Here is a 25,412-nt window from a genome sequence, read left to right as displayed (position 1 = left end):
AGAGCCGCAGATGGACGCGAAGCAGATCGGCAGTAACCTAATACTGCCGGCTTTCGAGCTGGTCGAGTGCTTTCAGATGTTCGCGCAGCGATTGCCGCAGCCGAAAGACATTGGCGACCACCGGCATAGATGCCGGCAGCCGCCGCAGCTTAAGGTGATCGGACAACGTATCGGCCACGAAGCGATTGGCCGCAAACACGTGTGAGGCCGGCTGCCCCGTTGTCGCTGGCGATGCTACGGCGTCGGTTGCATGGCAGCGGCCGTCTCGTCGATCTTGCCGGCAAGGACGCCTTGGGCCCAAGCGGTGACCTCGGCGTCGACGGGCTTGTTGGCCATATCGGTCAACGCCGCGTCGAGTGCGGCCGGGTCGGTGCCGACCGCCGCCTCATCGACCGCTTCCTGCTGTGCGGCGATCTGGTCCTGCAGAGCCGATATCTGTCCAGGCAGGGCCGCCTGCTCCTCGGGGGTCATGGCGGCGATCTGGTCCGGCGTCAGCGACGTCAGTGCGTCCAGCTGTGAATTCAGGGCGTCCAGCTGGGTTTGTGCGACCTTGGCTTTTGCCGACTGCGTCACGAAGGCCTGAAGCGCAGCGAATTTCCTGCTCTTGGAATTCATATAGGCGTTGACGTTGCGCTGCAGCGAGTTCAGCCGGCCGAGCTTGGCGTGGAGGTTCTTTTCCTTGGGCAGGGACGAAACCTTTGTCTTCGTATCGACCGTGATCGTTGCGTCCCTTGTCGCCTTGGCTACCTGCCCGCGGGCCGACGAGGACTTGCCGTGCGCAGCGCCGCTGTTGCCGTGGGCGCCACCATTGCCATTGCCGTTGCCGCCGCTGTGACCACCACCATTGCTATGCCCGTTGCCGCCGGCTTCGGCGAGCGCCGGAGAAGCCAGAAGCGCCAGTGCGGCTAACGCCGCGAAAACAGTTTTCCGGTTTGTCATGATGTCTCCTCGGGAAACGCCGCCCTGCGCCCGCTGCTATGGTAAGTTCGTATGAGAAGCCGCTAATTATGCGCAGTAAACTTTGGACAAAGACTGTCTCAATAAGAGAGCTGGGCAACCTGTCGGCACAGTAACTTGTTGATGTTCAAAGGAAACCTATGTCTTTGAACGGCTGCGGTACTGAAGTCCCATGCCGGTCGGACCATGGTCCGAACTGTCGGTCAGAGTTGATTTCGGCGCTGCCGGCCGGCGACGCGGCTCTGGCCCAGAACGCGCAGGCCACGGCGCTTTTCACCAATCGGCCGAAGGCCCAGACGGCTGATTCAGCCGATGCTTTCGCCACCGTCGATCACCAACGCCTGGCCGGTCATGAAGGATGACCGATCGGACACGAGGAAGAGGATCGCCTCGGCGATCTCCTCGGCGCTGGCCCAGCGCCCCATCGGGATCTTGGTGCGGACATAGGCTTCGATTGCCTCGCGTCCGCCCATCTGGGCGATGAACGGTCCATTGAACGGCGTGTCGACCCAGCCGGGGCAGAGCGCGTTGACGCGCACATTGTGGCGGGCATAGTCGAGCGACATCTGCCTGGTCATCGCCACCACGGCATGTTTCGAGGTCGCATAGGCGATCATCTCGCGGTCGTAGAACACGCCTGAATTCGAAGCCGTATTAAGGATGACGCCGCCGCCCTGTGCGACCATCGATGGCATGACGATCCTTGCCGCCAGGAACTGCGCCCGCACATTGACCCGCCAGGAAGCGTCCATGCCGCCGGTCTCGACCTCGGTCAGCGTGCCGCCGACCTGGATGCCGGCGTGATTGTGCAGGATGTCGATGCGCCCATGCCGGTCGAGCGTACCGGCAAGGAGCTGCTCGACCGCGTTGTCGTCCGAGACGTCGGTGGCGACCGCCTCCGCCCGGCCGCCCGCGGCGCGTATATCTGAAGCCGTCGCCTCGCCGCTGGTCCGATCCCTGTCCGCGATGACGACCACCGCGCCTTCCCTGGCCATGATCATGGCGCCGGCGCGCCCGATGCCGGAACCGGCGCCTGTCACCACGGCGATGCGGTCTTCGAGGATCATGATGCGACCTTCAGTTTGACAGCTTGCGCTGGCGCAGCTGCCATTGGGCAAGCACCACGAGCAGGACGGACGCGACGAGCACGATCGTCGCGATGGCATTGATCTCCGGCGTCACCCCGCGCCGGATCGACGCAAAGACATAGATTGGCAGCGTCGTCTGCGCGCCGGCGACGAAGAAGGCGACGATGAAATCGTCGAAGGAGAAGGTGAATGCGAGCAGGAAGCCGGCGACCACCGCCGGCATGATCTGCGGCAGGACGATGGAACGGAACGTCGTCAGCGGCGTGGCGTAGAGATCGCTGGATGCCTCGACCAAGTTGCGATCAAGGCTGCCCAGCCGCGTGCCGACGATCATCGTCACCAGCGCCATCGAAAACAGGCCGTGCGCGGCGATGATCGAACCATAGCCGAGCGACAGGCGCGGCGGCTGATCGTCCGGCCAGATCGAGGCGAGGAACGGATTGACGACGGCGAACAGCTGGACGAGTGCGACCAGTGTCGAAATGCCGATGACGACGCCGGGAACGACGATTGCGGCTCCAAGCAAGGCGTCGAAGACGGCGCGGGTCCGCACCCCGACGCGTGCCAGGCCGAGCGCGGCCGCGGTGCCGAACACCGCCGCCAGCAAGGCGCTGGTGGTGGCGATGAACAGGCTGTTCTTCAGCGCCTCGACCAGGAATGGGTTCGCCAGCGCCTTGCCGTACCATTGCACCGAAAAACCGGTGAACTCGCTGGCATGATGGCCGGCGTTGAAGGAGAACAGCACGACCAACGCGATCGGCAGATAGAGGAAGGCGAAGACGGCTACGACGAAGACGCGCATCAGATCAGATCCACCCGGCGGGCGCCCGAGACGCGGGTCGAGATGCGGTTGGCGGCAATCAGCACTACAACCGAAACCAGCACCAGCGTGATCGCGATGGCCGATCCGAACGGCCAGTTGCGCGACTGCAGGAACAGGTCGACCAGCGCATTGCCGATGAAGAACACCTTGCCGCCGCCAAGCAGCGTCGGGATCAGGTATTCGCCGAGCAGCAGGATCATCACCAGCGAGAAGCCGGTCATCACGCCGGGCAGCGACAGTTTCAAGGTCACGCCCAAGAAAGTGGAGAGCGGCGTCGCGCCGAGATCGGCGGAGGCCTCCAGCAGACGGCGATCGAGCCGCTCGAGGCTGACATAGATCGGCAGGATCATCAGCGGCAGATAGCCATAGACGATGCCGAGCAGGACGGCGCCCGGCGTGTTGATCAGCCTGACGTCCTCGATGCCGGCAAGCGCGAGCAGCGCCGGGATGCCGCGTCCACCCAAAATGTACATCCAGGCATAGGTACGCATCAAAAGGCTGGTCCAGAACGGTATGACGACCAGCGCGAGCAGGATCAACCGCCAGCGCTGCGGCGCCCGCAGGGCGAGGTAATAGGCGACGGGATAGGCCACGAGCAGACAGGCGAGCGCGCCCACCGGAGCCAGCACCATCGTGTTCCAGAACGCGGTCGCCCGCGCCGGAAGATTGGCATATTGCGCCAGGGTGAAGGCCGCCTGATAGCCGCCCTCCGGCGCCCGCTCGCCGACGCTGAAGACGGCGATGGCCATGAACGGCAGCACCAGGAACACGACGAGCCAGGCGGCCGCCGGCCCGAGCAGCATGGCCGTCAGCAGATTTTTGCGAATGCCGCGCATCGAAGGATTGCCCCGGTGCCGGCGGGTCTGGGCCCGCCGGTCAAGTTGTCTCGAATGGGATTTGTTGCCCGCCTGGCTCAAGCCGACTTGAAGCGCGCCATCAGCTCGGCGCGGCCCGGATCGGTCAGCGTTGCAGCAGCGCCGAATTCCAGCGGCGTCAACAGGTCGGCCGCCGGATAGAGGATCGGATTGTCCAGCACTTCCTTGGGCAGCAGCTTGTTGACGCGCGCGTCGGTCGAGGGCGCGCCGTTGGCGAGGTGTTCCTTGACCGCGACCTGCGGGTTCATCAAATAGTTGAGCAGGGCATAACCGGCCGGCTTGTTCGGCGCGTCCTTCGGAATGGCGTAGAAGTCGGTCCAGATCTCGCCGCCTTCCTTGCCCAGTACATAGGCGATCTCCGGAATGTCGCGATGGAGCTGCGCACCGTCATTGGTCCAGCACATGGTCATCCAGGCATCGCCCGCGCGCATGCCAGGCTGGTAGTCGGATGACACCGCGAACAGATGCGGCTTGACCTTGAGCAGCAATTCCTCCGCCTTGGCGAGCTCGTCCTGCTTCAGCGAGTTGAAGGAGTAGCCGTAATATTTCAGCGCATTGCCGATGGTGGTGAGCTGATAGTCGTGGACCATGGTGCGGCCGTCGCCTTCGGCCATGGCCGCGTCCCAGAACTCCTTCCAGCTCGTCATCGGCTTGGTCAGCTTCTTGGTGTTGACGGCAAAGCCAGTGGTGCCCCAGTTCTTCGGCACGGCATAGATGGTGCTGTCGATCGTGCCTTCCGAGGTGAAGCGCGGATCTTCCTGCGTGCCGTCGAAATTCGGCAGCTTGGCCATGTCGAGCGGCTCGATGATGCCGAGCTTCTTGTATGTCGAGATCGTGTAGTTGGTCGGTACGAACAGGCTCCAGCCCGACGCCCCGGCCTGCAATTTGGCCAGCATCTCCTCATTCGAGCCGAACACGTTGACCTCGACGGCGACGCCTGTGTCCGTCTTGAAATTCTCGAAGGTCTGCGGGTCGTGATAGTTGGGCCAGGTGGCAATCGACATGCGGGCGCCGAGGTTCTCGGCGGCAAAGGCCGGCGTCGGCATGATGCCGATCTCGCGCGCCATCACCGCCGTCGCGATGCCGAGGCCGGTGAGGCCAAGGAAGTCGCGGCGGCCGATCGAGCCGCGCTTCAAACGCATCAGCTGGTCGACGAAATTCTCGGGGCTTATCGGCAGTCCGTCACGATATGATTTCGACATGTTTTTCTACCCTCTGGTTGGTCCCGTTGTTCTTTGGATCCGCGAACGCCAACGGCGTTCCGGCGGCAAAGCCGATGGCGACGGGTTCACCCGGCTTGAAGAGATTGCCCTGGCCGATCATGTGGTCGGCCTTGGCCAGCAGCGTCCCGATGCCCTGGACCTCGACCGCGTATTCCGCCGTCGAGCCCAGAAAGATCCGGTTGCGGACAATGCCCCTGAGCGGGCCGCTAGTCGGACCACCAAGGCTGAGCGATTCAGGACGCAGGCTGACCGAAACGGTTTCGCCCTGCCGCAAATCCACCCGCTTGCGCGCCGCGATGACGGTGCCATCGGCCAGCTTCACATCCACCAGATCGCCCGACTGCCCTGCGACGGTGCCGCTCAAGAGATTGGTCTTGCCGACGAAATCGGCGACGAACAGGTCGGCCGGCTCGTCATAAATCTCGCTCGGCTGCCCGAGCTGCACGATGCGGCCGCCATTCATGACGCAGACGAAATCGCTCATCGACAGCGCCTCCTCCTGGTCGTGGGTGACCAGAACGAAGGTGATGCCGATCTCACGCTGCAGGTTCTGCAATTCGATCTGCATGTCGGTGCGCAGCTTCTTGTCGAGCGCCGCCAGCGGTTCGTCGAGCAGCAGCACCGCCGGTTTGTTGACCAGCGCGCGGGCGAGAGCGACGCGCTGCTGCTGGCCGCCGGACAGTTCGTGGACCTTGCGGCCGCCATAACCGGCGAGCCGCACCATTTCCAGCGCCTTGCCTGCCCGCAGGCCGATCTCGCGCGACGACAGCCGCGGTCGTGCCTGGCGCAATCCGTAGGCGACATTGTCGTTCACATCCAGATGCGGGAACAGCGCATATTGCTGGAACACCATGTTGACAGGCCGCCTGTAAGGCGGCGTGCCGGCCATGTCCTGGCCGCGGATGGACACCTTGCCCTCGCTCGGCTGTTCGAAGCCACCGATCATGCGCAGGCAGGTCGTCTTGCCGCAGCCCGATGGTCCGAGCAGGGCGACGAAGGCGGAGGGCGGCACGGCCAGATCGATGCCGCTGACCGCGGTCACCGCGCCATAGCGCTTGGTGACGCCGCGAAACTCGATGTCGGGCACTGCGGTCAAGGCTGCGGGCTCCAGCGGCAGGACGATGCGATTTCGGGACGCTACCAGAGCTAATGGCAGCTAGTATATACCTCGCAGGTGGTATATCTGACCTATTTTCTCGTTTAAGGGGGTATTGTATGTCCCGCAGCGACGACTACAGCCAGCTCGCCGCGCTGGTCGCGGCGACGCGGGAGACTAGCGGCGACGTCTTCGGCAAGGCGATGGTCGCTTGGCTGCGGCAGCATGTCGGCTTCGACCACTGCGTGGTCTTCGGCTATCGCGGCGCTGCACGCCCGCCGCTGCTGTTCGAGACCTTCTCGTCGGCCGAGAGCCATGTCTTCGTTGCGCTTTACCAGGAAGGCCCATACCTGCTGGATCCGTTCCACCATGCGGCGGTCGAGCGCAAGGAAGGGTTCTGGCGCATGCGCGAGCTGGCGCCCGACCGCTTCTACGCCAGCGAATATTTTCGCTCCTACTACAGCCAGACCAGGCTGGCCGAGGAGGTCGGCTTCTTCGTGCCGCTGCCGGGCAAGGACGCGCTGGTGCTGTCGCTGATGCGGCTCAGCGCTTCGGGTCCATTCGGAACCGCCGACGCCAGACTGCTGCGCGACATGGCGCCGGCGGTGGTCGCCTTCGCCCGATTGCGCTGGTCCGCCCTTCCCGCAGACGAGCCGGCCGAGGCCAGAAAAGACGAGGCGTTGGCGGCGGTCAACGAGTTCGACCGCGCCCATATCTGGAAGAGCCTGTCGCTGACGCCGCGCGAAAAGCATGTCGTCGACCTGGTGCTGCAAGGGCATTCCACCGAATCGATCGCCCGGGCCATGCGCATCGTGCCGGGGACGGTGAAGGTCCATCGCCGCAACATCTATCGCAAGCTCAAGATCAAGTCGCAGGCCGGCCTTTTTGCCCGCTTTGTCGAAATCATCGACGCGCGGATAAGATAATTCCGACGGCCTTCAACCGCCTTTCGATCAAGGTCTTGCGCCAGCCTCCCAGGAGCCGGTCTCGGCCATCCGTTTCAGCAGCCGCGCCGGCTTGAAAACATCCTTGCCCGTCCGCTGGTGCCAATATTCGAGCCGCTCGACGATCCTGGGCGCGCCTTCGAGGCCGGCCCAGAACATCGGACCGCCCTTGCCGATGGGAAAGCCATAGCCGTTGACCCAGATGACATCGATGTCGGAGGCGCGGGCGGCTATCCCTTCTTCGAGGATTTTCGCTCCTTCATTGATCAGTGGGTAGTGCGTGCGCTCGATGATTTCTTCCGCGCTGATTTCGCGCGGCGCGATGCCCTTCTCGGCTGCCTTACCGCGGATCAGCGCCTCGACCTGCGGGTCCCGGACCGGCATACGTGACCCGTTCTCGTAAAGATAAAATCCTCGACCGGTTTTCTGGCCGAAACGCCCCTGTTCGCACAACATGTCGGCGATCACGGCCGTCTGGCCTCGCGCCTTGCGGTTGCGCCAGCCAATGTCGAGGCCGGCGAGATCGCCCATCTGGAACGGCCCCATCGGCCAGCCGAAATCGGTGAAGGCCTTGTCGATCTGGCTGGGCGTCGCGCCTTCCAGCAGCAAGGCTTCCGATTCGGAGCCGCGCGCAGCCAGCATGCGGTTGCCGACGAAGCCGTGGCAGACGCCGACGACGACGGCCACCTTGCCGATCCGCCGCGCCAAGTCGACTACGGTTGCCAGCGCGTCGGGCGCGGTCTTGTCGGCGCGCACGATTTCCAACAGCTTCATGACGTTGGCCGGCGAGAAGAAGTGCAGGCCGAGCACGTCTTGCGGGCGCGAGATCGAGGCGGCGATTTCGTCGATGTCGAGATAGGAGGTGTTGGTGGCGAGTATCGCTCCCGGCTTGGCCATGGCATCGAGCTTGCCGAACACCTCTTTCTTGACCGCCATGTCCTCGAACACCGCCTCGATGATCAGGTCGCAATCGGCGAGGTCGGAATAGTCGGTGGAGCCCTTGAATTGAGCGAGGCGTTGGCGCTTGGCGTCTTCGGTCAAGGAGCCACGCGAGACCGAGACGGCATAGTTCTTGTCGATCATGCCGAGCCCGCGCTGCAAGGCTTCCTGGCTGGTCTCCAATAAGGTGACTGGAAAACCGCCATTGACGAAGGCCATGGCGATGCCGCCGCCCATCGTGCCGGCGCCGATGACGCCGACGCGGGCGATCCTGCGCCGGACAAGGTCCTTGCCCGGGATCTTTGCGGCTTCACGCTCGGCGAAGAACAGATGCCGCTGCGCCCGCGACTGATCGCCGGCAACCAGCTTCATGAACAGCGCGCGTTCGGCAGCCAGAGCTTCCTCGAACGACATCGTGACGGTGTTGCGCACCGCTTGCGCGCAAGCGATCGGTGCGTCGAGGCCGCGCGCCTTCCTGGCGAGATCCGCCGCCTCGGCATCGAAAGCGGCCAGCTCGGTTTTCTTGATCTCGTCATCGCGATCGCGCACCGGCGTGAACGGCCCGCCCTTGCGAGCGATCTCCCTGGCGAAGTTCACGGCATGCGTGATCACGTTACTCTCGAACACAGCATCGACCAGTCCGGCTTCATGCGCCTCATCAGCACCGACCAGCGCACCGGAAACGATCATCCTGAGCGCTTTGATCGCGCCGACGAGGCGCGGCAGCCGCACCGTGCCGCCGCCGCCCGGCAGCAGTCCAAGCTTCACCTCGGGCAGGCCGAGCCTGGCGTCGGCATCGGCAACGCGGAAGTGACAGCCGAGCGCCAGCTCCAGCCCGCCGCCCAGCGCGGTGCCGTGGATGGCGGCGACCGTAGGTTTGGCGATGGTTTCCAGCGTCCCAATGATGGCACGCAGCTCGGGCTGTTGCACCGGCTTGCCGAATTCGGTGATGTCGGCGCCGGCGACGAAGGTCCGGCCCGCGCACGCGACGACGATGGCTCCGACCGATGCGTCGTCACGCAAGGCAGCCAGCGCGTGCATCAGTGGTTCGCGGACATGAAAGCTCAGCGCGTTGACCGGCGGGTTGTCGATGGTGACGATGGCGACGTCGCTGTCCCTGGCGACGCTGACAAAATTGGACAAGTTGACCCTCCCGACACCGGCTGCGATCCGGAGGGTTTACTAGGCTGCGCCGCGAATGGGAACCGCGTGCCGCACTGGCACAGGACTTGTCAGGACAGGCTGTAAGACGGCACGCTGGCGAGTTGCGGTTGAAGAGAAGCGAATATCACCGCACCGCCTTCTCCCCGCCTGCCGCCGTGATGACGCCGACGATGATCAGCCCGGTCAAGAGCAGGCGCACGCCGGCGCTGACGCCGAATGTGTTGAGCATGGTCAAAAGCAGCACCAGGAACAGTGCTGCGCCCCAAACGCCGGGGACATTGGCCTTGCCGCCGGCCACCGAGGTGCCGCCGATGACCACCACGGCGATCGAAGCCAGCAAATACTCGTTGCCGATATCGACATTGGCGCCGCGGAAATAACCGGCGAGCAGCGCGCCGTCGATGCCGCCGAGCGCGCCCGACAGCGTGTAGGTGAGGAAACGGACGCGGCCGACATTGACGCCGGCGAGCCAGGCGGCGCGGATGTTCTGGCCTATCGCCAGCACCGAGCGACCATAGATCATGCGCTGCAAGGCGATGGCCGCACCGATGGTAAACAGCACGGTGAGAACCGCCAGCACCGGAATGCCAAGAACCTGCCGGTTGGCGAAATCGGCAAAGCCCGGCGGCGGCTTGATCTGCAATCCGCGCCCATAGCTGATGTCGACCGACTGGATGATGAAGCTCGCCGACAAAGTGGCGATGATCGGCGGTATTCGCAGCGCCCAGATCAGCAGATAGTTGACGGCACCGATCGCGGCACCACAGGCAAGCGCGGCCAGCAGCCCGACCACGATCATGGCATCGCTGCCGCCCATCACCTTCATGGCCACCGCGCTGGCGAGCCCGATATTGGCCGGTAGCGACAGGTCGACATTGCCCGGCCCAAGCGTGATGACGAACATCTGGCCGACGCCGACGATAACGGTGAACACCGCGAGCGAAAGGGCAGCGGTTACCATGCCGCCGGCGCCATAGCCGCCGGTGAAGGCGATCGTCGCCAGCCACACCACAAGCGCGCCGACGAACGACCAGATCCAGGGTTTGGCAGCCAGCGATCTAACCAGCGTCATCGCTCACCTCTCCTTGCGGCTGATCAGCACCCGCGCCGCCAGCACGATGATCAGGATGGCGCCATTGGCCGCCACCTGCCAGTCGGGCGGGATGTGCATGAAGGTGAGCAGCGGCGATGCCGCCAGCGCCAAGGTCAGCGCGCCGATTACCGCGCCGATCGGCGACACGCGTCCGCCGACGAATTCGCCGCCGCCGAGGATGACGCCGGCGATCGAAAGCAGCGTGTAGCCATTGCCGATATTGGCATCGGCCGAAGTGGTGATGCCGATCAGCGCCATGCCGGACAGCACGCCGAACAGACCCGTCAGCGCGAACAACACGACCTTGGTCTTGAGCAGCGACCAGCCGGCACGTTTGAGCGCAGCCGGGTTGCCGCCCGAGCCGCGCAGGATCACGCCATAGGAGGTGCGCATCAGGCCGAAATGGACGATGAGGCCAATCAGCAGCGCCGCGATGATGGGGAAGGGCACAAAGGGCGGCTTGAACGCCATGATCGCCAGCAGCCAGTCCGGCGCCTTGCCGCCCGGCTTGGGCAGCACCAGGATGGCCAGCCCCTGCCAGACGAAACTCATGCCCAGCGTCACCACGATCGATGGCAAATTGCGCAGGTGGATCAGCGCGCCGAGCAGCGCATAGACGCCGATCGATCCGAGCAGGACGAGGACGCCGATGAGCGGTGCGTCCTTCAACCAGGTCGCGGTTACGCAGCCGACGAAACCGACAAAGGTGCCGATCGACAGGTCCAGCTCGTTGCCCGATATGACGAACATCTGCGCGATCGTCGCCAGCGCGATCGGGATCGCCAGGTTGAGCATCAGGCCGAAGCCGAAATAGCTGATGGCGCGCGGATTGAGCCAGGCGATGGCGAGCAGCACCAGCACCAGCGACAGCGCCGGCAGCAGCCCGCGCAGCAGGCGGGCGCGTGCCGCTCCGCTCCCAAAAGTCTTCGAACCGTTTTGAACAGAGACGGCCGTCATCTCAGGCCGCGTCGCCGAAGGAGGACTGGATGATCTTTTCTTCCGTCAGCTCGTCGCGCGTCAGATTGGCGACGATGCGGCCGTTCTTGAAGACATAGACATGGTCGCAATTGTCGAGTTCTTCCGTTTCCGTGGTGTACCAGAGGAAGGTGCGACCTTTGCCGGCCTCCTCGCGCACGAGATCGTAAACCTCGAGCTTGGTGCCGATGTCGACGCCGCGCATCGGGTCGTCCATGAGCACGATCCCGGCATCGGAGCCGAGAGCCCGGGCGAACAAGGCCTTCTGCTGGTTGCCGCCCGACAGCGAAAAGATGTTGTTGTTCATATCCGGCGTGCGGATGCCGATCTTCTTTTGCCAGAACCCGGCCAGTTCGGCCTCGCGCCGAGGCGAGATCAACAGCCCGTTGCGCAGCCGAGCCAGCGAGCGGATGCCGATATTTTCAGCGATCGACCACTGCGGGAAGATGCCGTCCGCCTGGCGGTCGCCGGCCACAAGCGCCACCGGTGCGGTGACCTCGACGCCGGCCTTGGCGCGCGATGCCGCGGCGAAGATCGCCAGCAGCAGGTCGGTCTGGCCATGGCCGGCCAGGCCGGCAAGTCCGATGATCTCGCCGGCGCGGGCCACCAGCTCCTTGCCGTCCTGCTGCCGCGCCGGCCGTGCGCGCACGCGCAACGGGCCGGCCTCGGCTTTCCGGATTTCGGTGGCGGTCCTCCGATGTCCTTCGGCGCCGCCCATGGTGGCGACCAGCCTATCGCGGTCGAAGGCGTTCGCCGCGTCGGCGGCGACAACCTTGCCGTCGCGCATCACGACGATGCGATCCGCGTTCTGCAGCACTTCGCCCAGCACATGCGAGATGAGAATGCAGCTGCCGCCCGACGCGACGAAGCGGCGCACGAAGGCAAGCAGCTGACCCGCCGTGTGCGCGTCGAGCGAGGACGTCGGCTCGTCAAGGATAACCAGGTGCAGCGGCTCGCGGGTCAGCGTGAACGCGCGCGCCACCTCCACCATCTGTCGCCGTCCGATGGAAAGGTCACCGGCGATGTCGGCCGCCGAAATGCCATGGTCGGGAAAGATTTCGTCCAGCTTGGCCGTGATCAGCTCGGCCGCCTTGCGCCGCCAGCCGAAGCCGGTGAGCGAGGCGTGGTTGATGCGCGTGTTCTCGGCGACGCTTAGATTGGGGCACAGCGACAATTCCTGGAACACGCAGCGTATGCCGAGCTGCTGTGCCCGCGACACCGAGTAGTTCTCCTCGGCCTCACCATGCACGCCGATCGTTCCGCTGTCGGGTGTCAGCGTGCCCGCCACCATGTGCATGAGCGTCGATTTGCCGGCGCCGTTGTGGCCGACGAGGCCGACGCACTCGCCGGGCCCGACAGTGAAGTCGACGCCGCCAAGCGCGCGAACGGCGCCGAAGTGTTTTTCGGCGCCGCTCAGTCTGATGATGTCCGCGTTCCCTTCAGGCATGCTCAACGATATCCGGTCGGCGATGTGCACGGCAACGCGTGTGCGACATTCACTTGATATTGGCTTTGATGGCCGCGATGGCATCTTCCTGTGTGTATTCGTGCGTGGCGACACCGCCCTCCTTGATCTTCGGCAGAGCGGCCTCGAAATCGTCCTGAGTGAAGGCGAGATACGGCACCAGCAGGTCGTGCGGAATGTCCTTGCGGCCATCGAGCACTTGCTGCGCCACCCAGAAGGCGAGCGTCGAGACACCGGGCGCGATCGAGGCCGACCAGGTCTGGTAGCCGTCCTTTTCCTTCTGTTCCTTCCACCATTTCAGCTCGTCCTGGCGGTTGCCCATGATGATGGTCGGGCGCGGCTTGCCGGCGGCGGCGAAGGCTTGCGCGGCGCCATAGCCGTCACCGCCCTGGTCGACGATGCCGACGATTTCGGGCAGCGAGGGCAGGATGGTCGCCACCGCCTTCTGCGCCGTCGTCTGGTCCCAGTCGCCGGTCACCGAGCCGACGATCTTGAACTCGGGATGGGCGGCCACGCCTTCGAGGATGCCGGCATGGATGGCGTCGTCGATCGAGGTGCCGGCGAGGCCACGGATCTCGAGCAGGTTGCCGCCCTTGGGCTGGAACTTGGCCATATGCTCGACTTCCTGCTTGCCCATGTCCTTATAGTCGACGACGACGCGGTAGGCGCAGGGTTCGGTGACGATGCCGTCGAAGGAAACGACCACGATGCCGGCGTCGCAGGCCTGCTTGATGGCACCGTTCAGCGCGTCGGGCGAGGCGGCGTTGATGACGATGGCGTCATAGCCCTGTAGAATCAGGTTTTGCACCTGGGCTGCCTGGGTCGGCACTTCCTTGTCGGCCGTCGTGAAGACATCGGCGGCCCCGACCACCTTGTCGGCCACCGCCTTCTTGGTGACGGCGTTGTAGCTGTCGAGCATCGCCTGCCGCCACGAATTGCCGGCGTAATTGTTGGAGAAAGCGATCTTCTTGCCGCTGGTGTCGGCAAACGCCGTACCGGCTGCGAGCACCGCTGCAAGGGTGCCCAGGACGAACAGTTTCTTCATGTCATACTCCTCCCGAGTTGCTGGTCTTGATGGCTGCTGGTGACTATCGCGCTTGCGTACCTGTTTTTTATCTATTGTCAGACAAAAGTGCAGAAGGCCGGCGAGCTGTCAACTGCAATCCATAAGATGCCGCTGATCACATTGCGGTGCGACGATTGAAAAGGCTTCGGTGGATGGGCTAGGCATGCGGGCAGGAGGCCGCAGACGCATGGCAGTGACGCCGATCGTTCCCCCGGGGGCTCCGGGAATTCCGGCGCGCTGGACGTCAAGCGCCAAAAGCGGCGTCGGCGCGGCGCTTTCGCCGTCGAGCCGCGTCTGGTTCACGCTCAGCCATGGCATCCTGAACGAGATCTACTATCCCGGTGTCGACAGTGCCTGCACCCGCGACCTCGGCCTGATCGTCACCGGCCCGAACGGATATTTCTCGGAAGAAAAACGTGATGCCGCGCATGGCATCGAACCGTTCGAAGAAGGCGTGCCAGCCTACAGGCTGATCAACACCGCTGATGACGGCGCCTACCGGATCGAGAAGCGTATCCTGGCCGACCCTGCACGACCCACCTTGCTGCAGGAGATCACCTTCACGCCGCTCAAGGGCGCGCCGGGCGACTACCGCGTCCACGCCTTGCTGGCGCCGCATCTGGTCAATGCCGGCATGGGCAACACCGCCTGGGTCGGCGACCATGAGGGAGAGCCTGTGCTGTTCGCCTCGGGCTGCGGCACCTGCCTTGCGCTGGCCTCATCGCTGCCCTGGCGGAACGGCTCGGCCGGCTATGTCGGCGTCTCCGACGGCTGGCAGCAACTGCGCAACACCGGTCGGCTCGATCCAGCCTTTCAGCGAGCCGAGGACGGCAATGTCGCACTGACCGGCGAAATCGGGTTTTCCGCCAACTACGCCAAAGCCGTGCTGGCGCTGGGCTTCGGAGCGACGCCCAAAGAGGCTGCTCGAAATGCCTTCGCCAGCCTCAGGCAGGGTTTCGCGGCGGCGGCAATGTCCTACGCCGAACAATGGCGCGAATGGCAGGCGGGCCTGCTGCGACTGGATCGCCATGACGCGTCCGGAGTGAACAGCTACAGGATCTCCACCGCCGTCCTGGCGACGCACCGGTCATCCCTCATGCCAGGCGCGGCGGTCGCCAGCCTGTCCATCCCATGGGGCTTCGACAAGGGCGACGACGATCTCGGCGGCTACCATCTGGTCTGGCCGCGCGATCTGGTCGAGACGGCGGGCGGCTTTCTCGCCGCCGGCGATGCCGCCTCGGCTCTGCAAACCCTCGACTATCTCTGCTCCATCCAGCAGCCGGACGGCCACTGGCCGCAGAACGCCTGGCTCGATGGAACAGCCTATTGGCCGGGCATCCAGATGGACGAATGCGCCTTTCCGCTGCTGCTGGCAGATGCGCTGCGGCGGCAGGGTCATTTGCCGCGCGCCATGCTCTCTGGCTTCCTGCCGATGATCGAGCGCGCCGCAGCCTATGTCGTGCGCAATGGACCTGTTACCGGCGAGGACCGCTGGGAGGAGGATTCCGGTTACAGCCCGTTCACGCTCGCCGTTGAGATCGCGGCGCTGCTTGCCGCCGCGGATATGCTGGAGGCCTGCGGCAAGCAGGACGCAGCAAGCTATCTGCGCGAGACCGCCGACGGCTGGAATGACCAGGTCGAGCGCTGGACCTATGTCACCGGCACGGCAAGTTGCGAGGCGGCCGGCGTCGCGGGTTACTATGTCCGCATCGCACCGCCCGACAGTGCCGAGGCCGGTTCGCCGAAGGACGGCTATGTGCCGATCAAGAACCGCCCGCCCGGGGATGCCGACCGGCCGGCGCAGGAAATCGTCAGCCCGGACGTCTTGGCGCTGGTGCGCTTTGGCCTCAGGGCAGCCGACGATCCACGCATCATCGACACGGTCAAGGTCATCGACGCGCAGCTGCGCCGGCAACTGCCGCAGGGGCCGCTCTGGTATCGCTACACCGGCGACGGCTATGGCGAGCACGAGGACGGCGCGCCATTCGACGGCACCGGCCAGGGCCGCCCCTGGCCGTTGCTCGCCGGCGAACGGGCCCACTACGAGCTCGCGGCCGGACGCAAGGACAAGGCGACCTCGCTGCTCGCGGCAATGGAGGGCTCGGCCGGCCCGGGCGGCCTGTTGCCGGAGCAGGTCTGGGACGGCGCCGACCTGCCGGAGCGCGAACTGCTGCATGGCAAGCCCTCGGGCAGCGCCATGCCGCTGGTCTGGGCGCATTCCGAACACATCAAGCTGTTGCGCTCGCTGCGCGACGGCGCGGTGTTCGATATGCCGCCGCAAGGCGTCGAACGCTATATCGACAAAAAGACCGTCTCGCCGTTCAGGACTTGGCGCTTCAACAACAAGATCCGTTCCATGCCGGCCGGCAAGACAATGCGCCTCGAGCTTTTGGCGAAGGCGACCGTCCATTGGAGCGTCGACAATTGGGCGGCCGTGCATGACAGCGCGACCAGCGAGAATGCTTTCGGCATCCACCTCGCTGATCTGCCGGTCGCCGGCCTGCCCGAGGGGAGCACGCTGATCTTCACTTTTTTCTGGCCCGGCAGCGGCGATTGGGAGAATGTCGACTTCTCCGTCATCATTGGTGAACAGGACAGACTGTAGATCCTTCCCGACAGATCCTCTTCAAGACACAAGGATGAGACCATGCAGATCGGAATGATGGGACTGGGCCGAATGGGCGCCAACATGGTCCGGCGCCTGATGCGTGACGGCCACGAATGCGTCGTCTACGACATCAACCCGGCAAGCGTCGCGGCCCTGGTCGGCGACGGCGCCTCGGGGGCTGCATCGATGGCGGAATTCGTCGGCAAGCTCGCCAAGCCGCGCTGCGTGTGGCTGATGCTGCCTGCGGCCATCACCGGCAAGATCGTCGATCAGGTGGCGGCGCTGATGGAGCCCGGCGACATCATCATCGACGGCGGCAATTCCTACTATCACGACGACGTCGACCGGGCCGCCAAGCTCGCCGCCAAAGGCCTCAACTATGTCGATGTCGGCACCAGCGGCGGCGTCTGGGGCCTGGATCGCGGCTACTGCCTGATGATCGGCGGGCCCGATGACGCGGTCCGGTATCTCGATTCGGTCTTCGCCACGCTGGCGCCCGGCGCGGATGCCGGTGCGCCCGCTCCCGACAAGACGGCCGGCACGGCGCCCTTCGGCTATCTGCATTGTGGCCCGAGCGGCGCCGGCCACTTCGTCAAGATGATCCACAACGGCATCGAGTACGGCGTCATGGCCGCCTATGCCGAAGGCATGAATATTCTCAAGGCCGGCAATGCCGGCAAGGTCAAGCGCGAGGCCGATGCCGAGACCAGCCCGTTGCAGAACCCCGAATACTACCAGTTTGACATCGACCTTGCCGAAGTGGCCGAGGTCTGGCGGCATGGCAGCGTCATCGGCTCGTGGCTGCTTGATCTCACCGCCGGCGCGTTGAAGAGCGATCCCGGCCTGACCCAGTTTGGCGGCCGGGTGTCCGATTCCGGCGAAGGCCGCTGGACCCTGAAAGCGGCCATCGACACCGGCGTGCCGGCGCCGGTGCTGTCCTCGGCCCTGTTCGACCGCTTCTCCTCGCAAGGCGAATCCGAATTCGCCGACAAGCTCTTGTCGGCCATGCGCTATGCATTCGGCGGCCATGTCGAAAAACCGAAGGCCGGCAAGTGACGGCGGCAGGGGAGACGCACTCATGAGCCCGGAACGGTCCGATACGCTGGTGCTCTTCGGGGCGACCGGCGACCTCGCCCACAAGAAGATATTTCCGTCTCTCTACGCCATGGTCGCCAAGGGAACGCTCAGCGAACCGGTGATCGGCGTCGCCTTCGACGCCTGGGATTTGAGGAAATTGCAGGACCGCGCGCGCGACGGCATCGTCAATACGCTCGGCAAGATCGACGAGAAGGTCTTCGCCAAACTCGCTTCGCTGCTGCGCTATGTCAGCGGCGACTATCGCGACCCGGCCACGTTCGAGAAACTGAAGAGCGCGCTGGGCACCGCCCAGCGGCCGCTGCACTACATGGCGGTGCCGCCGACCATGTTCGAGACGGTGGTCCAGGGCCTGGAGCAATCGGGCACGGCGCGCGGCGCGCGGCTGATGGTGGAAAAGCCCTTCGGCCATGACCTGCAATCGGCGCGCTGGCTGAACCGAGTGCTGCATCTGGTGTTCGACGAACAGTCGATCTTCCGCATCGATCACTATCTCGGCAAGGAGGCGATCCAGAACCTGCTCTATTTCCGCTTCGCCAATTCCTTCCTGGAACCGATCTGGAACCGCAATTTCGTCGAGAGCGTGCAGATCACCATGGCCGAGGATTTCGGCATCGATGGGCGCGGCCGCTTCTATGACGAGGTCGGCTGCGTCAGGGACGTCATCGAGAACCATCTGCTCAACATCCTCCTGCTGCTGGCGATGGAACCGCCGGTCGGCCGTTCCGCCGACGACCTGATCGACGAGAAGGTGCAGGTGCTGCGCGCGATCCGCACCCTGACCAAGGACGATATCGTGCGTGGCCAATTCGACGGCTATCTCGCCGAGCCCGGCGTGGCGCCCAACTCGCCGGTCGAAACCTTCGCGGCGGTGCGCTTCCTCGTCGACACCTGGCGCTGGCGGGACGTGCCGTTCTTCATCCGCGCCGGCAAGAACATGCCGGTGCATGCCACGGAGGTGATCGTGCGGCTGAAGCGGCCGCCGCTCGATGTCTTCGACCCGATCAAGCCGAACGACGCCAACTATGTGCGCTTCCGCATCGACCCGCAGGTGGCGATCTCGATCGGCGCCCAGCGCAAGGCAGCGGGCGACGACATGGTCGGCGAACAGGTCGAACTGACGGCGCTCGACGACAGCAAGGGCGATATGCCGCCCTATGAACGGCTGATCGGCGATGCCATGAACGGCAATGGCCAGCTTTTTACCCGCCAGGACGCCAGCGAACTCGCCTGGCGCATCGTCGGGCCGGTGCTCGGCGACACCACGCCGCCACATCTTTATGAACCGAAGACCTGGGGGCCGGCAGCCGCAATGAACGGCTTCGGGCCGCCGAACGGCTGGATCAATCCATCGAAATAGGCTGGGAGAGGGCAGCATGGCCAGGGCGGCAAGGCCGAAAGCGGCGAGCGGCGATCCGATCGTGCTGTCGATCGACATCGGCGGCTCGCACGTCAAGATACTCACCAGCTCAGGCGGTGCTGAGCGCCGCGCCGATTCCGGGCCGGATCTGATGCCCCAGCAGATGATCGATGCCGTGACGGCGCTGGCCGACGGGCTGTCCTACGACGTCGTCTCGATGGGCTATCCCGGCCCGGTGCATCACAACAGGCCCTTGCTCGATCCCGCCAATCTCGGCAAGGGCTGGGCCGGCTTCGACTTCGCCGCGCAGTTCGGCAAGCCGGTCAAGGTGGTCAACGACGCGCTGATGCAGGCCATCGGCAGCTATGAAGGCGGCCGCATGCTGTTCCTGGGGCTGGGAACCGGCCTGGGTGCGGCGATGATCGTCGACAACGTCGCCCAACCGATGGAACTCGCCCATCTTCCCTACAAGAAGGGCAAGAGCTTCGAGGACTATGTCGGTGAGCGCGGCCTGGTAAAACGCGGCAAGAAGAAGTGGCGCAAATCCGTCTTCGACGTCGTCGACCGGCTGCGCGCCGCCATGCAGCCCGATTATGTCGTCATCGGCGGCGGCAATGTCGACAAGCTCGACGATTTGCCCGCCGACAGCAGGCGCGGCGACAACACACGCGCCTTCGAAGGCGGATTTCGTCTGTGGCGAGACAAGGCCCTGATCGTCTGATAGTATTACAGTTCAGTATAGTTATTCAAAATAATGTGTGACGCGGGGCCAAGTCGTTGCATTGCGCAGATTTGCCGACTAGGAATTCCGGCGCACTACATCGCGACGAACCGCGAGGGACGTGCAAAGACGCCGCCGCACTTTAACTTTGCGCATCATCCCATCCGAAACTGTGCCGATTTCGGGCCCCATACGCCATAGACGGAGGAAAATAGATTGACCGACGACAGCAACGACGCTCGCAAGGATATCGACCTTCTCGAGCTGACCGCCCATATCGTGTCGGCTTACGTCGAGAAGAACCGCCTGCCCGCCTCCGGCCTGGCCGACCTCATCGCCAGCGTCAGCGCTTCGATCAGCGGGCTCGGCCAGCCGGCCGTACCCGTGGCGGCGCCGCTCGTGCCGGCGGTCAATCCCAAGAAGTCGGTGACGCCGGATTTCATCATCTGCCTGGAGGACGGCAAGAAGTTCAAATCGCTGAAGCGTCATCTGGGCGTGCATTTCGGCCTGACGCCGGACGCCTACCGCGCCAAATGGGGCTTGCCGTCGGACTATCCGATGGTCGCTCCCAATTACGCGGCCTCGCGTTCGGAACTGGCTAAGTCGATCGGTCTCGGCCGCAAGGCCGTCGCCCCGAAAGCGCCGGCCAGGGGCAGGAAAGCCAAGGTCTCGGCCTGAGCGCGCATTCCGGCGCTGAGCCAATGGTTTGATTGAGGCCTGCCGGCGGTCCGTCTTGGCAGGCTTCATGCTTTTGTGGCTTGGATGTGCAGACAGGCCTTGGGAAAGCCATGAACTACACCAGGCTGGTGATCGAGAAAGAGGCGCCGCAGGAATACGGCTACGACCGCATCCGTTACAATCTCTCCGAAATTCGATCGCCGACCAGAAGCTATTCGACCTCGGCCTGTCGCTGCCCGATCTTGCGCTCTTCCACGGCGAGCGCGCAATTGCAGGGGGGCTCGACGCCATCTCCGCCGCGCTGAGGGAATGATTTTCCACCCCGCCTGCAGGCAGGCAGGAAAGCTCAGTTCGCTGCCGGAACGGAACAGCTCAGATCGCCTTCCTTGCAGTTCAGGTAACCGTCGAAATCCTTGACCCGGGATTGCGTCAGGCCATCCATGCACATCGAGAGGAGCATGGGGACCACGCTGCCTCCGGCCGCTCCCGCGGTCTGGAAATTGCACTCAGCGTCGCGGAACTTGATCCAATCCTGCTGCGCTTGGACAAGAAGCTTCTTGGTATCCGCGTCGTCCTTCAGGCGGGTTTCGATCTGCTTGTAAAGTTCGTTGAGCTTCTTGTCGGATTTCCTGAACGAAGCATCGGCGCACTGGTTCATGGTGGCCTGATCCTTGGCGCCGGCGCACTTGTCCTTGGCAAAAGCGAAAGCCGGCATGGCCAGAACCACGGCGGTGGTCAGAATTGCGGTTTTCATTGGTCTCGTCCTCTTTGCAGGTGAGCGGCATCGTCATTCCGTAACGGTTTCGGCGAAGCACCTGGCCAGCTTTTCCGGTGCTCCAAGCTTCTTCGCCCAGGATACCAGTCCAGGCTTTTCCGATGGATCGGCATAGCCGCCCCATACGTCACGAAACTGCTTCTTTCCGTCGACGGTCTGGAAGAACATCACGCCGTCATCGCTCACAGGCGTGGAGACATAAGCGGCGCTCCAGTTGCCGCTTTCCAAGATGGTGATGAACTTGGCGCGGGCGGGCTTGAACTTATTGTCCATCGCCGAAGCGACGAGCGGTGCATATTCCTGTTTGCGCGCCTTCGTCACTTCGACCTTGACGCCGTCGCAGGCATCGTTCGCGAAAGCAGATGTCGGTATCAACCCCGCCAGCCCGATCATGACGATTTTGGCGTGCCGTCGAACCAAGTCGCCGAATTCAGACATAGGTGGTTTTCCTCTTCCTTTGCGGAGTGTGGCTGTCAGTCGGAATCGTCGTCACCCGATGAATTGTCATCGTCAGGCGCATCGACCTGGCAGCCAATGCCATTGCACCCCTGATAGTTGCCCTGCGTATCGAAGTTTGGATTGCCTTGCCTGTCGTATTGCGGCCTGTCGTCGATGCTTTGATCCCCATCGCCAGGGTCATCGACTTTGCATCCGATCCCATGGCAGCCAATGTATCTGCCTCGCGTATCGAAATTGGGATTGCCTTGCTTGTCGTATTGCGGCCTGGTGTCGATGGTCTGATCGTCGGTGGTGCAGCCGGCGACCGCCAGTAAAACACTGGCGATGACCGAATAGACTATATGTTTCACGGTTTATTCTCCTCGCTCCCCGGCGGCAGCGATTCATCCGTCGATCGGGGGACGATCCGAAGAGGACAAAAGCTTCGCGGACCACGAAACGCCCGGGCTGTGGTCCAGGCATTCGACGACTTTGCTGCCGGCTGTCGCAATTCCTCAAGTCGAGGGGAACGCTCCCAGCGGGAGCCGCCTTGGCGAATGTCCATTTCCCTCTCCATGCCTAGCGCCCATCCGCCCAAGCATGCCAACGATCCGCCGGCGCGGTTGATGTATCCATAGGTTGTAGCCGATGTCGCCGGCTAGCAAGGGAAAATTGCCAGATCTTGAGTTCTGTTTTGAGAATGCTTAATAACCCAGTAAGCACCCTGCTTGATTTAGCAAGTACTTAAATATGATTGACAGAAAGGCTCCAGCAAAAAGATTGCTGGGTAACGCCTACGCTTTTCGACTATTCCAGCATAAAATGGTCTATTATTCCAATTCACAAGGGACGACGATATATAAGGGTGGAGTTACGCTCGACATTATCGCCAGAACCCCAATGTATTGGTAGGTTTCGGCCAGGCCAGTGGGCAGGCCGAAAGAATGCTGCTCACGGATCGGCTTTCAAGGTTATCGCGTGCACGATGGGGGGGGGCATGCGGTCTTCGAGACACCCGATAGGCTTTCCTGTCCCGCCGGGTCTTGGCGGGTGAGTTTCGTGTGCGTTCGATGGAACACGTCAGAAAATCCTTGATCCAGAACCTGTTTTTTGCGCGCGTCATACGTCGAACTGGGCTAAAGGGCTCCCCGGCCGGACCAGCGTCCATCGTGGAAGTGCCCCGCCGGCCTCCATCCTTCTAACGGGGCCTCGTTCCATGACCTCCGAACAGATATCACCGGACCAGCGCTATGCCGCGTTCCGCCATCGCTCGTTCCTGAGCTATTGGGCGGCGCGCTTCCTCACCACATTCGCCACCATGATCGTGTCCGTCGCGGTCGGCTGGCAGATGTACGATCTGACCCGCGACCCGCTCGATCTCGGGCTTGTCGGCATCGTCCAGTTCCTGCCTGCGCTGCTCCTGGTGCTGGTCACGGGGGTCGTTGCCGACCGTTTCGGCCGCCGGCTGATCATGGCGCTGGCGGTGCTGCTCGAGGCGATCTGCGCGCTCGCGCTGCTCATCCTGACCCTGCGCGGCATCAGTGGCCCGCTGCCAATCTTCATCGTGCTCGCCATGTTCGGCATCGCCCGCGCCTTCTTCGGACCGGCCTCGTCGTCGCTGTTCGCCAATCTGGTGCCGCCCCGGGATTTCGCCAACGCCATTGCCTGGAACTCGTCGGCCTGGCAGACGGCGACCATCGTCGGGCCGGTCGCCGGCGGCCTTCTCTACGGCGTATCGGCCGAGGTGGCCTATGGCACGGCCACGGCGCTGATGCTCGTCGCCGGGCTGCTGATCTTCACCATACCGAGGCCGGCACAGCGCAGCGAGACCGACAAGCCGACCATGCAGACCCTGTTCGCCGGCTTCGGTTACATCTGGGGCGAGAAGATCGTGCTTGGCGCCATCTCGCTCGATCTCTTCGCCGTGCTCCTGTCCGGCGCCTCGGCGCTGCTGCCGATCTATGCCCGCGACATATTGCAACTCGGTCCCTGGGGACTTGGTTTGCTGCGCTCGGCGCCAGGGGTGGGTGCCATCTGTGTCGCCATCTGGCTCGCTGGTCATCCTATCCGCAACCACGCGGGCCTGATCATGCTCGGCTTCGTGGCCGCGTTCGGCGCCTTTACGGTGCTGTTCGGCCTGTCGACCATCGCCTGGCTGTCGATCCTGGCATTGGCCTTCCTCGGCGCCACCGACATGTTCAGCGTCTACATCAGGGAAACCTTGATCCAGCTCTGGACCCCCGATCATGTCCGCGGCCGCGTCAACGCCGTCAATCAGGTCTTCGTCGGCGCCTCCAACGAGCTCGGCGAATTCCGCGCCGGCACCATGGCGGCGCTGATCGGCACGGTGCCGGCCGTCGTCATCGGCGGCGTCGGCGCCATCGCCGTTGCCGGCCTGTGGGCCTACCTGTTCCCGGCGCTCCGAAGGGTGCGGCACCTCAATGGACGAAACTGACGGGGCATCGAATTCAGGTCCACCGGTATCGGCGGGCTGCGAATCTGTGCTAAGCCGCCGCCCGACCAACCAAAGGACGATACCTGTGAGCGAACCGACCGTGGCTGAGGCAACCGAGAGTATCTATGTGTCGCTGCGGGCCGACAATGCCGATCTCGACGCCCATATCGCGACGCTTAAGGCAGCGCTGGCACGAGAGGGGATGAAGCAGGCGGTGTTCGATCCCACCAAACTGGCGCAGAACAACCGCTCGGGCCGCAAATTGATGCAGGCTTATTTTCGTCAGCGCGGCGTGAGCGTGACGTTTTCGAACTAGCAGGCGTTAAACGACCCGCCATCAGGGGATGGTTGTGCCGCGACCGCGCCGTCGGCCGCCGAAAATCAGCACCAGGAACTCGTCCAGCCAGCGCTTGAGGTGCATGTCCCAGATCAGCCTGCCGCCGAGATGGTCGCGGCCGGGCTGGGCGCCCGGCAATTCGAAGCGGTGCGCGCCGCGCACCACCCAGCGCTGCATCATCAGCCTGGTCAATTCGCCGTGGAACTGGATGCCCCAGGCATTGTCGCGGTAGCGGAAAGCCTGGTTGGGATAGGTCTCGGCGGTCGCCAGCAAGGTCGCGTCGCTGGGCAGCGAAAAACCTTCGCGGTGGAACTGATAGACCATTTCCGGCCAGCGCATCAGTTTCTGGCCCGCTTCCGTCGCCTTCAACGGATACCAGCCGATCTCGACAAGCCCTTCGCCATGCCCCTCGACCTTGCCGCCCAAATGGTTGACCAGCATCTGCGCGCCAAGGCAGATGCCCAGCAGCGGCCGGTTCTCGCGCAGCGGAACCTCAAGCCACTCGGTCTCGCGGCGGACGAACTCGTCCTCGTCATTGGCGCTCATCGGCCCGCCGAACACCACGGCCCCGGCATGGCCGTCGAGCGTCTCTGGCAAGGGATCGCCAAGCGGCGGGCGGCGGATGTCGAGATCGAAGCCCTCTTCGAGAAGCATGTGGCCGACGCGCCCGGGGCTCGAATTCTCCTGATGCAGCACGATCAGGATTCTCGGCTTCGAACGCGGCGGCATCGGCGGCATCGGCGGATGGATCCTATTCGTCGCTCGACGTTCCACGGGCCCCCGGCGCCGCGGCCGCCGCCTTGCGGCGCGCCTCGATGCGATCCTGGCGTTCGACGCCGATCAGCTCGGCAACGCGCCAGACCGTGTTGTCTTCCAACTCGTGCAGCTCGCCATCGGCATAGACGATCTCCCACATCAGGCCGATGAAAGCCTTGCGGCCTTCGGCATCGAGGTGGCGCTTCAGCACGCTGGTGAAGGCATAGAGGTCGATCGCCTCGTTGTCGGCGCGCTCGCCGGCGGCGGCCAGCGCGTCGAGCTCGTTGCCGCTGACCGAATAGGCCTGCGCCAGCACTGCCTTGAACCGTTCCCACTCGACGTCCTGGCGCACGCCGTCGGCGCTCATCACGTGGTAGAGCAGCGCCGAGGCTGCCACGCGCGGATCATCGGCGCTGGCGCGGGCGCCGGTGCCGGTCGGCAAATCCCTCAGAAACGACAAAACGCGTTCGAACATCGATCC

Annotated in this window: 26 protein-coding genes; 10 read left to right on the top strand and 16 right to left on the bottom strand. The window is 64.0% G+C overall.

Annotated elements, in window-relative coordinates; all coding sequences use genetic code 11:
• Positions 1–10 precede the first annotated feature (10 nt).
• Positions 11–205, top strand: coding sequence for a hypothetical protein (locus FJ867_RS28625; protein WP_181168303.1), 195 nt, complete (start codon positions 11–13; stop codon positions 203–205).
• A 29-nt stretch (positions 206–234) separates the two neighbouring features.
• Here the strand turns inward: FJ867_RS28625 and FJ867_RS02180 are convergent, their stop codons facing one another.
• From FJ867_RS02180 to FJ867_RS02155, 6 genes are all read right to left on the bottom strand, one after another.
• The gene (locus tag FJ867_RS02180; RefSeq protein WP_140816410.1) at positions 235–939 is read right to left on the bottom strand and encodes a hypothetical protein; all 705 of its coding nucleotides are present in this window, start codon (positions 937–939) and stop codon (positions 235–237) included.
• A gap of 323 nt (positions 940–1,262) precedes the next feature.
• Positions 1,263–2,024, bottom strand: a complete 762-nt coding sequence (locus FJ867_RS02175; protein WP_140492572.1) for a glucose 1-dehydrogenase — start codon at positions 2,022–2,024, stop codon at positions 1,263–1,265.
• A 10-nt stretch (positions 2,025–2,034) separates the two neighbouring features.
• Positions 2,035–2,847: an ABC transporter permease gene (locus FJ867_RS02170; RefSeq protein ID WP_140816408.1), complete on the bottom strand. Its 813-nt coding sequence runs from the start codon at positions 2,845–2,847 to the stop codon at positions 2,035–2,037.
• Positions 2,847–3,704: an ABC transporter permease gene (locus tag FJ867_RS02165; RefSeq protein ID WP_140524649.1), complete on the bottom strand. Its 858-nt coding sequence runs from the start codon at positions 3,702–3,704 to the stop codon at positions 2,847–2,849. Before FJ867_RS02165 ends, FJ867_RS02170 begins: the two co-directional genes overlap by 1 nt.
• 77 nt (positions 3,705–3,781) lie before the next feature.
• Positions 3,782–4,945, bottom strand: coding sequence for a spermidine/putrescine ABC transporter substrate-binding protein (locus tag FJ867_RS02160; RefSeq protein WP_140816406.1), 1,164 nt, complete (start codon positions 4,943–4,945; stop codon positions 3,782–3,784).
• Positions 4,926–6,062 (bottom strand): ABC transporter ATP-binding protein, encoded by a 1,137-nt coding sequence (locus FJ867_RS02155; RefSeq protein ID WP_140816404.1) that lies wholly within the window; start codon positions 6,060–6,062, stop codon positions 4,926–4,928. The genes FJ867_RS02160 and FJ867_RS02155 overlap by 20 nt, the downstream gene beginning before the upstream one ends.
• A gap of 119 nt (positions 6,063–6,181) precedes the next feature.
• Between FJ867_RS02155 and FJ867_RS02150 the strand changes: the two genes are divergently transcribed.
• A complete protein-coding gene (locus FJ867_RS02150; protein ID WP_140816402.1) occupies positions 6,182–6,988 on the top strand; it encodes a LuxR C-terminal-related transcriptional regulator in 807 nt (268 codons plus the stop codon).
• Positions 6,989–7,015: 27 nt separating this feature from the next.
• Here the strand turns inward: FJ867_RS02150 and FJ867_RS02145 are convergent, their stop codons facing one another.
• The 5 genes from FJ867_RS02145 to FJ867_RS02125 all read right to left on the bottom strand — a co-directional run bounded on the left by FJ867_RS02145 (position 7,016) and on the right by FJ867_RS02125 (position 13,687).
• Positions 7,016–9,088, bottom strand: coding sequence for a 3-hydroxyacyl-CoA dehydrogenase NAD-binding domain-containing protein (locus tag FJ867_RS02145; RefSeq protein WP_140816400.1), 2,073 nt, complete (start codon positions 9,086–9,088; stop codon positions 7,016–7,018).
• A gap of 145 nt (positions 9,089–9,233) precedes the next feature.
• Positions 9,234–10,181: an ABC transporter permease gene (locus FJ867_RS02140; RefSeq protein ID WP_140554821.1), complete on the bottom strand. Its 948-nt coding sequence runs from the start codon at positions 10,179–10,181 to the stop codon at positions 9,234–9,236.
• 3 nt (positions 10,182–10,184) lie between these two features.
• The gene (locus FJ867_RS02135) at positions 10,185–11,159 is read right to left on the bottom strand and encodes an ABC transporter permease (protein WP_140559250.1); all 975 of its coding nucleotides are present in this window, start codon (positions 11,157–11,159) and stop codon (positions 10,185–10,187) included.
• A 1-nt stretch (position 11,160) separates the two neighbouring features.
• Positions 11,161–12,624 (bottom strand): sugar ABC transporter ATP-binding protein, encoded by a 1,464-nt coding sequence (locus FJ867_RS02130; RefSeq protein WP_140816398.1) that lies wholly within the window; start codon positions 12,622–12,624, stop codon positions 11,161–11,163.
• 49 nt (positions 12,625–12,673) lie between these two features.
• The gene (locus FJ867_RS02125; protein WP_140492600.1) at positions 12,674–13,687 is read right to left on the bottom strand and encodes an ABC transporter substrate-binding protein; all 1,014 of its coding nucleotides are present in this window, start codon (positions 13,685–13,687) and stop codon (positions 12,674–12,676) included.
• Positions 13,688–13,895: 208 nt separating this feature from the next.
• Here FJ867_RS02125 and FJ867_RS02120 point away from each other — a divergent pair, with 208 nt between their 5' ends.
• The 6 genes from FJ867_RS02120 to FJ867_RS02095 all read left to right on the top strand — a co-directional run bounded on the left by FJ867_RS02120 (position 13,896) and on the right by FJ867_RS02095 (position 20,475).
• A complete protein-coding gene (locus FJ867_RS02120) occupies positions 13,896–16,313 on the top strand; it encodes a glucan 1,4-alpha-glucosidase (protein ID WP_140816396.1) in 2,418 nt (805 codons plus the stop codon).
• Between the two features lie 42 nt (positions 16,314–16,355).
• Complete coding sequence (gene gnd / locus FJ867_RS02115; RefSeq protein ID WP_140816394.1) at positions 16,356–17,372, top strand: phosphogluconate dehydrogenase (NAD(+)-dependent, decarboxylating); 1,017 nt, start codon at positions 16,356–16,358, stop codon at positions 17,370–17,372.
• Between the two features lie 22 nt (positions 17,373–17,394).
• Positions 17,395–18,771, top strand: coding sequence for a glucose-6-phosphate dehydrogenase (gene zwf / locus FJ867_RS02110; protein WP_140654945.1), 1,377 nt, complete (start codon positions 17,395–17,397; stop codon positions 18,769–18,771).
• A 16-nt stretch (positions 18,772–18,787) separates the two neighbouring features.
• Positions 18,788–19,492 (top strand): ROK family protein, encoded by a 705-nt coding sequence (locus tag FJ867_RS02105; protein ID WP_140625402.1) that lies wholly within the window; start codon positions 18,788–18,790, stop codon positions 19,490–19,492.
• A 216-nt stretch (positions 19,493–19,708) separates the two neighbouring features.
• Positions 19,709–20,170, top strand: coding sequence for a MucR family transcriptional regulator (locus FJ867_RS02100; RefSeq protein ID WP_140492615.1), 462 nt, complete (start codon positions 19,709–19,711; stop codon positions 20,168–20,170).
• A 110-nt stretch (positions 20,171–20,280) separates the two neighbouring features.
• Positions 20,281–20,475: a hypothetical protein gene (locus FJ867_RS02095; protein ID WP_224618118.1), complete on the top strand. Its 195-nt coding sequence runs from the start codon at positions 20,281–20,283 to the stop codon at positions 20,473–20,475.
• Positions 20,476–20,516: 41 nt separating this feature from the next.
• Here the strand turns inward: FJ867_RS02095 and FJ867_RS02090 are convergent, their stop codons facing one another.
• Genes FJ867_RS02090 through FJ867_RS02080 form a run of 3 tightly spaced genes read right to left on the bottom strand, consistent with a single transcriptional unit; the run spans position 20,517 to position 21,754 of the window.
• Positions 20,517–20,924: a lysozyme inhibitor LprI family protein gene (locus tag FJ867_RS02090; protein ID WP_140816392.1), complete on the bottom strand. Its 408-nt coding sequence runs from the start codon at positions 20,922–20,924 to the stop codon at positions 20,517–20,519.
• Positions 20,925–20,957: 33 nt separating this feature from the next.
• Positions 20,958–21,383, bottom strand: coding sequence for a hypothetical protein (locus FJ867_RS02085; protein ID WP_140554826.1), 426 nt, complete (start codon positions 21,381–21,383; stop codon positions 20,958–20,960).
• A 35-nt stretch (positions 21,384–21,418) separates the two neighbouring features.
• The gene (locus FJ867_RS02080; protein ID WP_140625404.1) at positions 21,419–21,754 is read right to left on the bottom strand and encodes a hypothetical protein; all 336 of its coding nucleotides are present in this window, start codon (positions 21,752–21,754) and stop codon (positions 21,419–21,421) included.
• Between the two features lie 845 nt (positions 21,755–22,599).
• On the opposite strand from FJ867_RS02080, the gene FJ867_RS02075 reads away from it, so the two are divergent.
• Both FJ867_RS02075 and FJ867_RS02070 read left to right on the top strand, forming a co-directional pair.
• On the top strand, positions 22,600–23,838 hold the full coding sequence (locus tag FJ867_RS02075; protein ID WP_140580174.1) for an MFS transporter: 1,239 nt from the start codon (positions 22,600–22,602) through the stop codon (positions 23,836–23,838).
• Between the two features lie 85 nt (positions 23,839–23,923).
• On the top strand, positions 23,924–24,154 hold the full coding sequence (locus tag FJ867_RS02070; protein ID WP_140492627.1) for a hypothetical protein: 231 nt from the start codon (positions 23,924–23,926) through the stop codon (positions 24,152–24,154).
• Positions 24,155–24,175: 21 nt separating this feature from the next.
• Here FJ867_RS02070 and FJ867_RS02065 read toward each other — a convergent pair whose 3' ends face one another.
• Positions 24,176–24,904, bottom strand: coding sequence for a glutamine amidotransferase (locus tag FJ867_RS02065; RefSeq protein ID WP_140492630.1), 729 nt, complete (start codon positions 24,902–24,904; stop codon positions 24,176–24,178).
• 22 nt (positions 24,905–24,926) lie between these two features.
• Complete coding sequence (locus tag FJ867_RS02060) at positions 24,927–25,406, bottom strand: TerB family tellurite resistance protein (protein ID WP_140492633.1); 480 nt, start codon at positions 25,404–25,406, stop codon at positions 24,927–24,929.
• Positions 25,407–25,412 lie beyond the last annotated feature (6 nt).

Source organism: Mesorhizobium sp. B2-5-3 (assembly GCF_006441005.1).
Lineage (GTDB): Bacteria > Pseudomonadota > Alphaproteobacteria > Rhizobiales > Rhizobiaceae > Mesorhizobium.
This window is presented reverse-complemented; position numbering and strand designations above follow the sequence as displayed.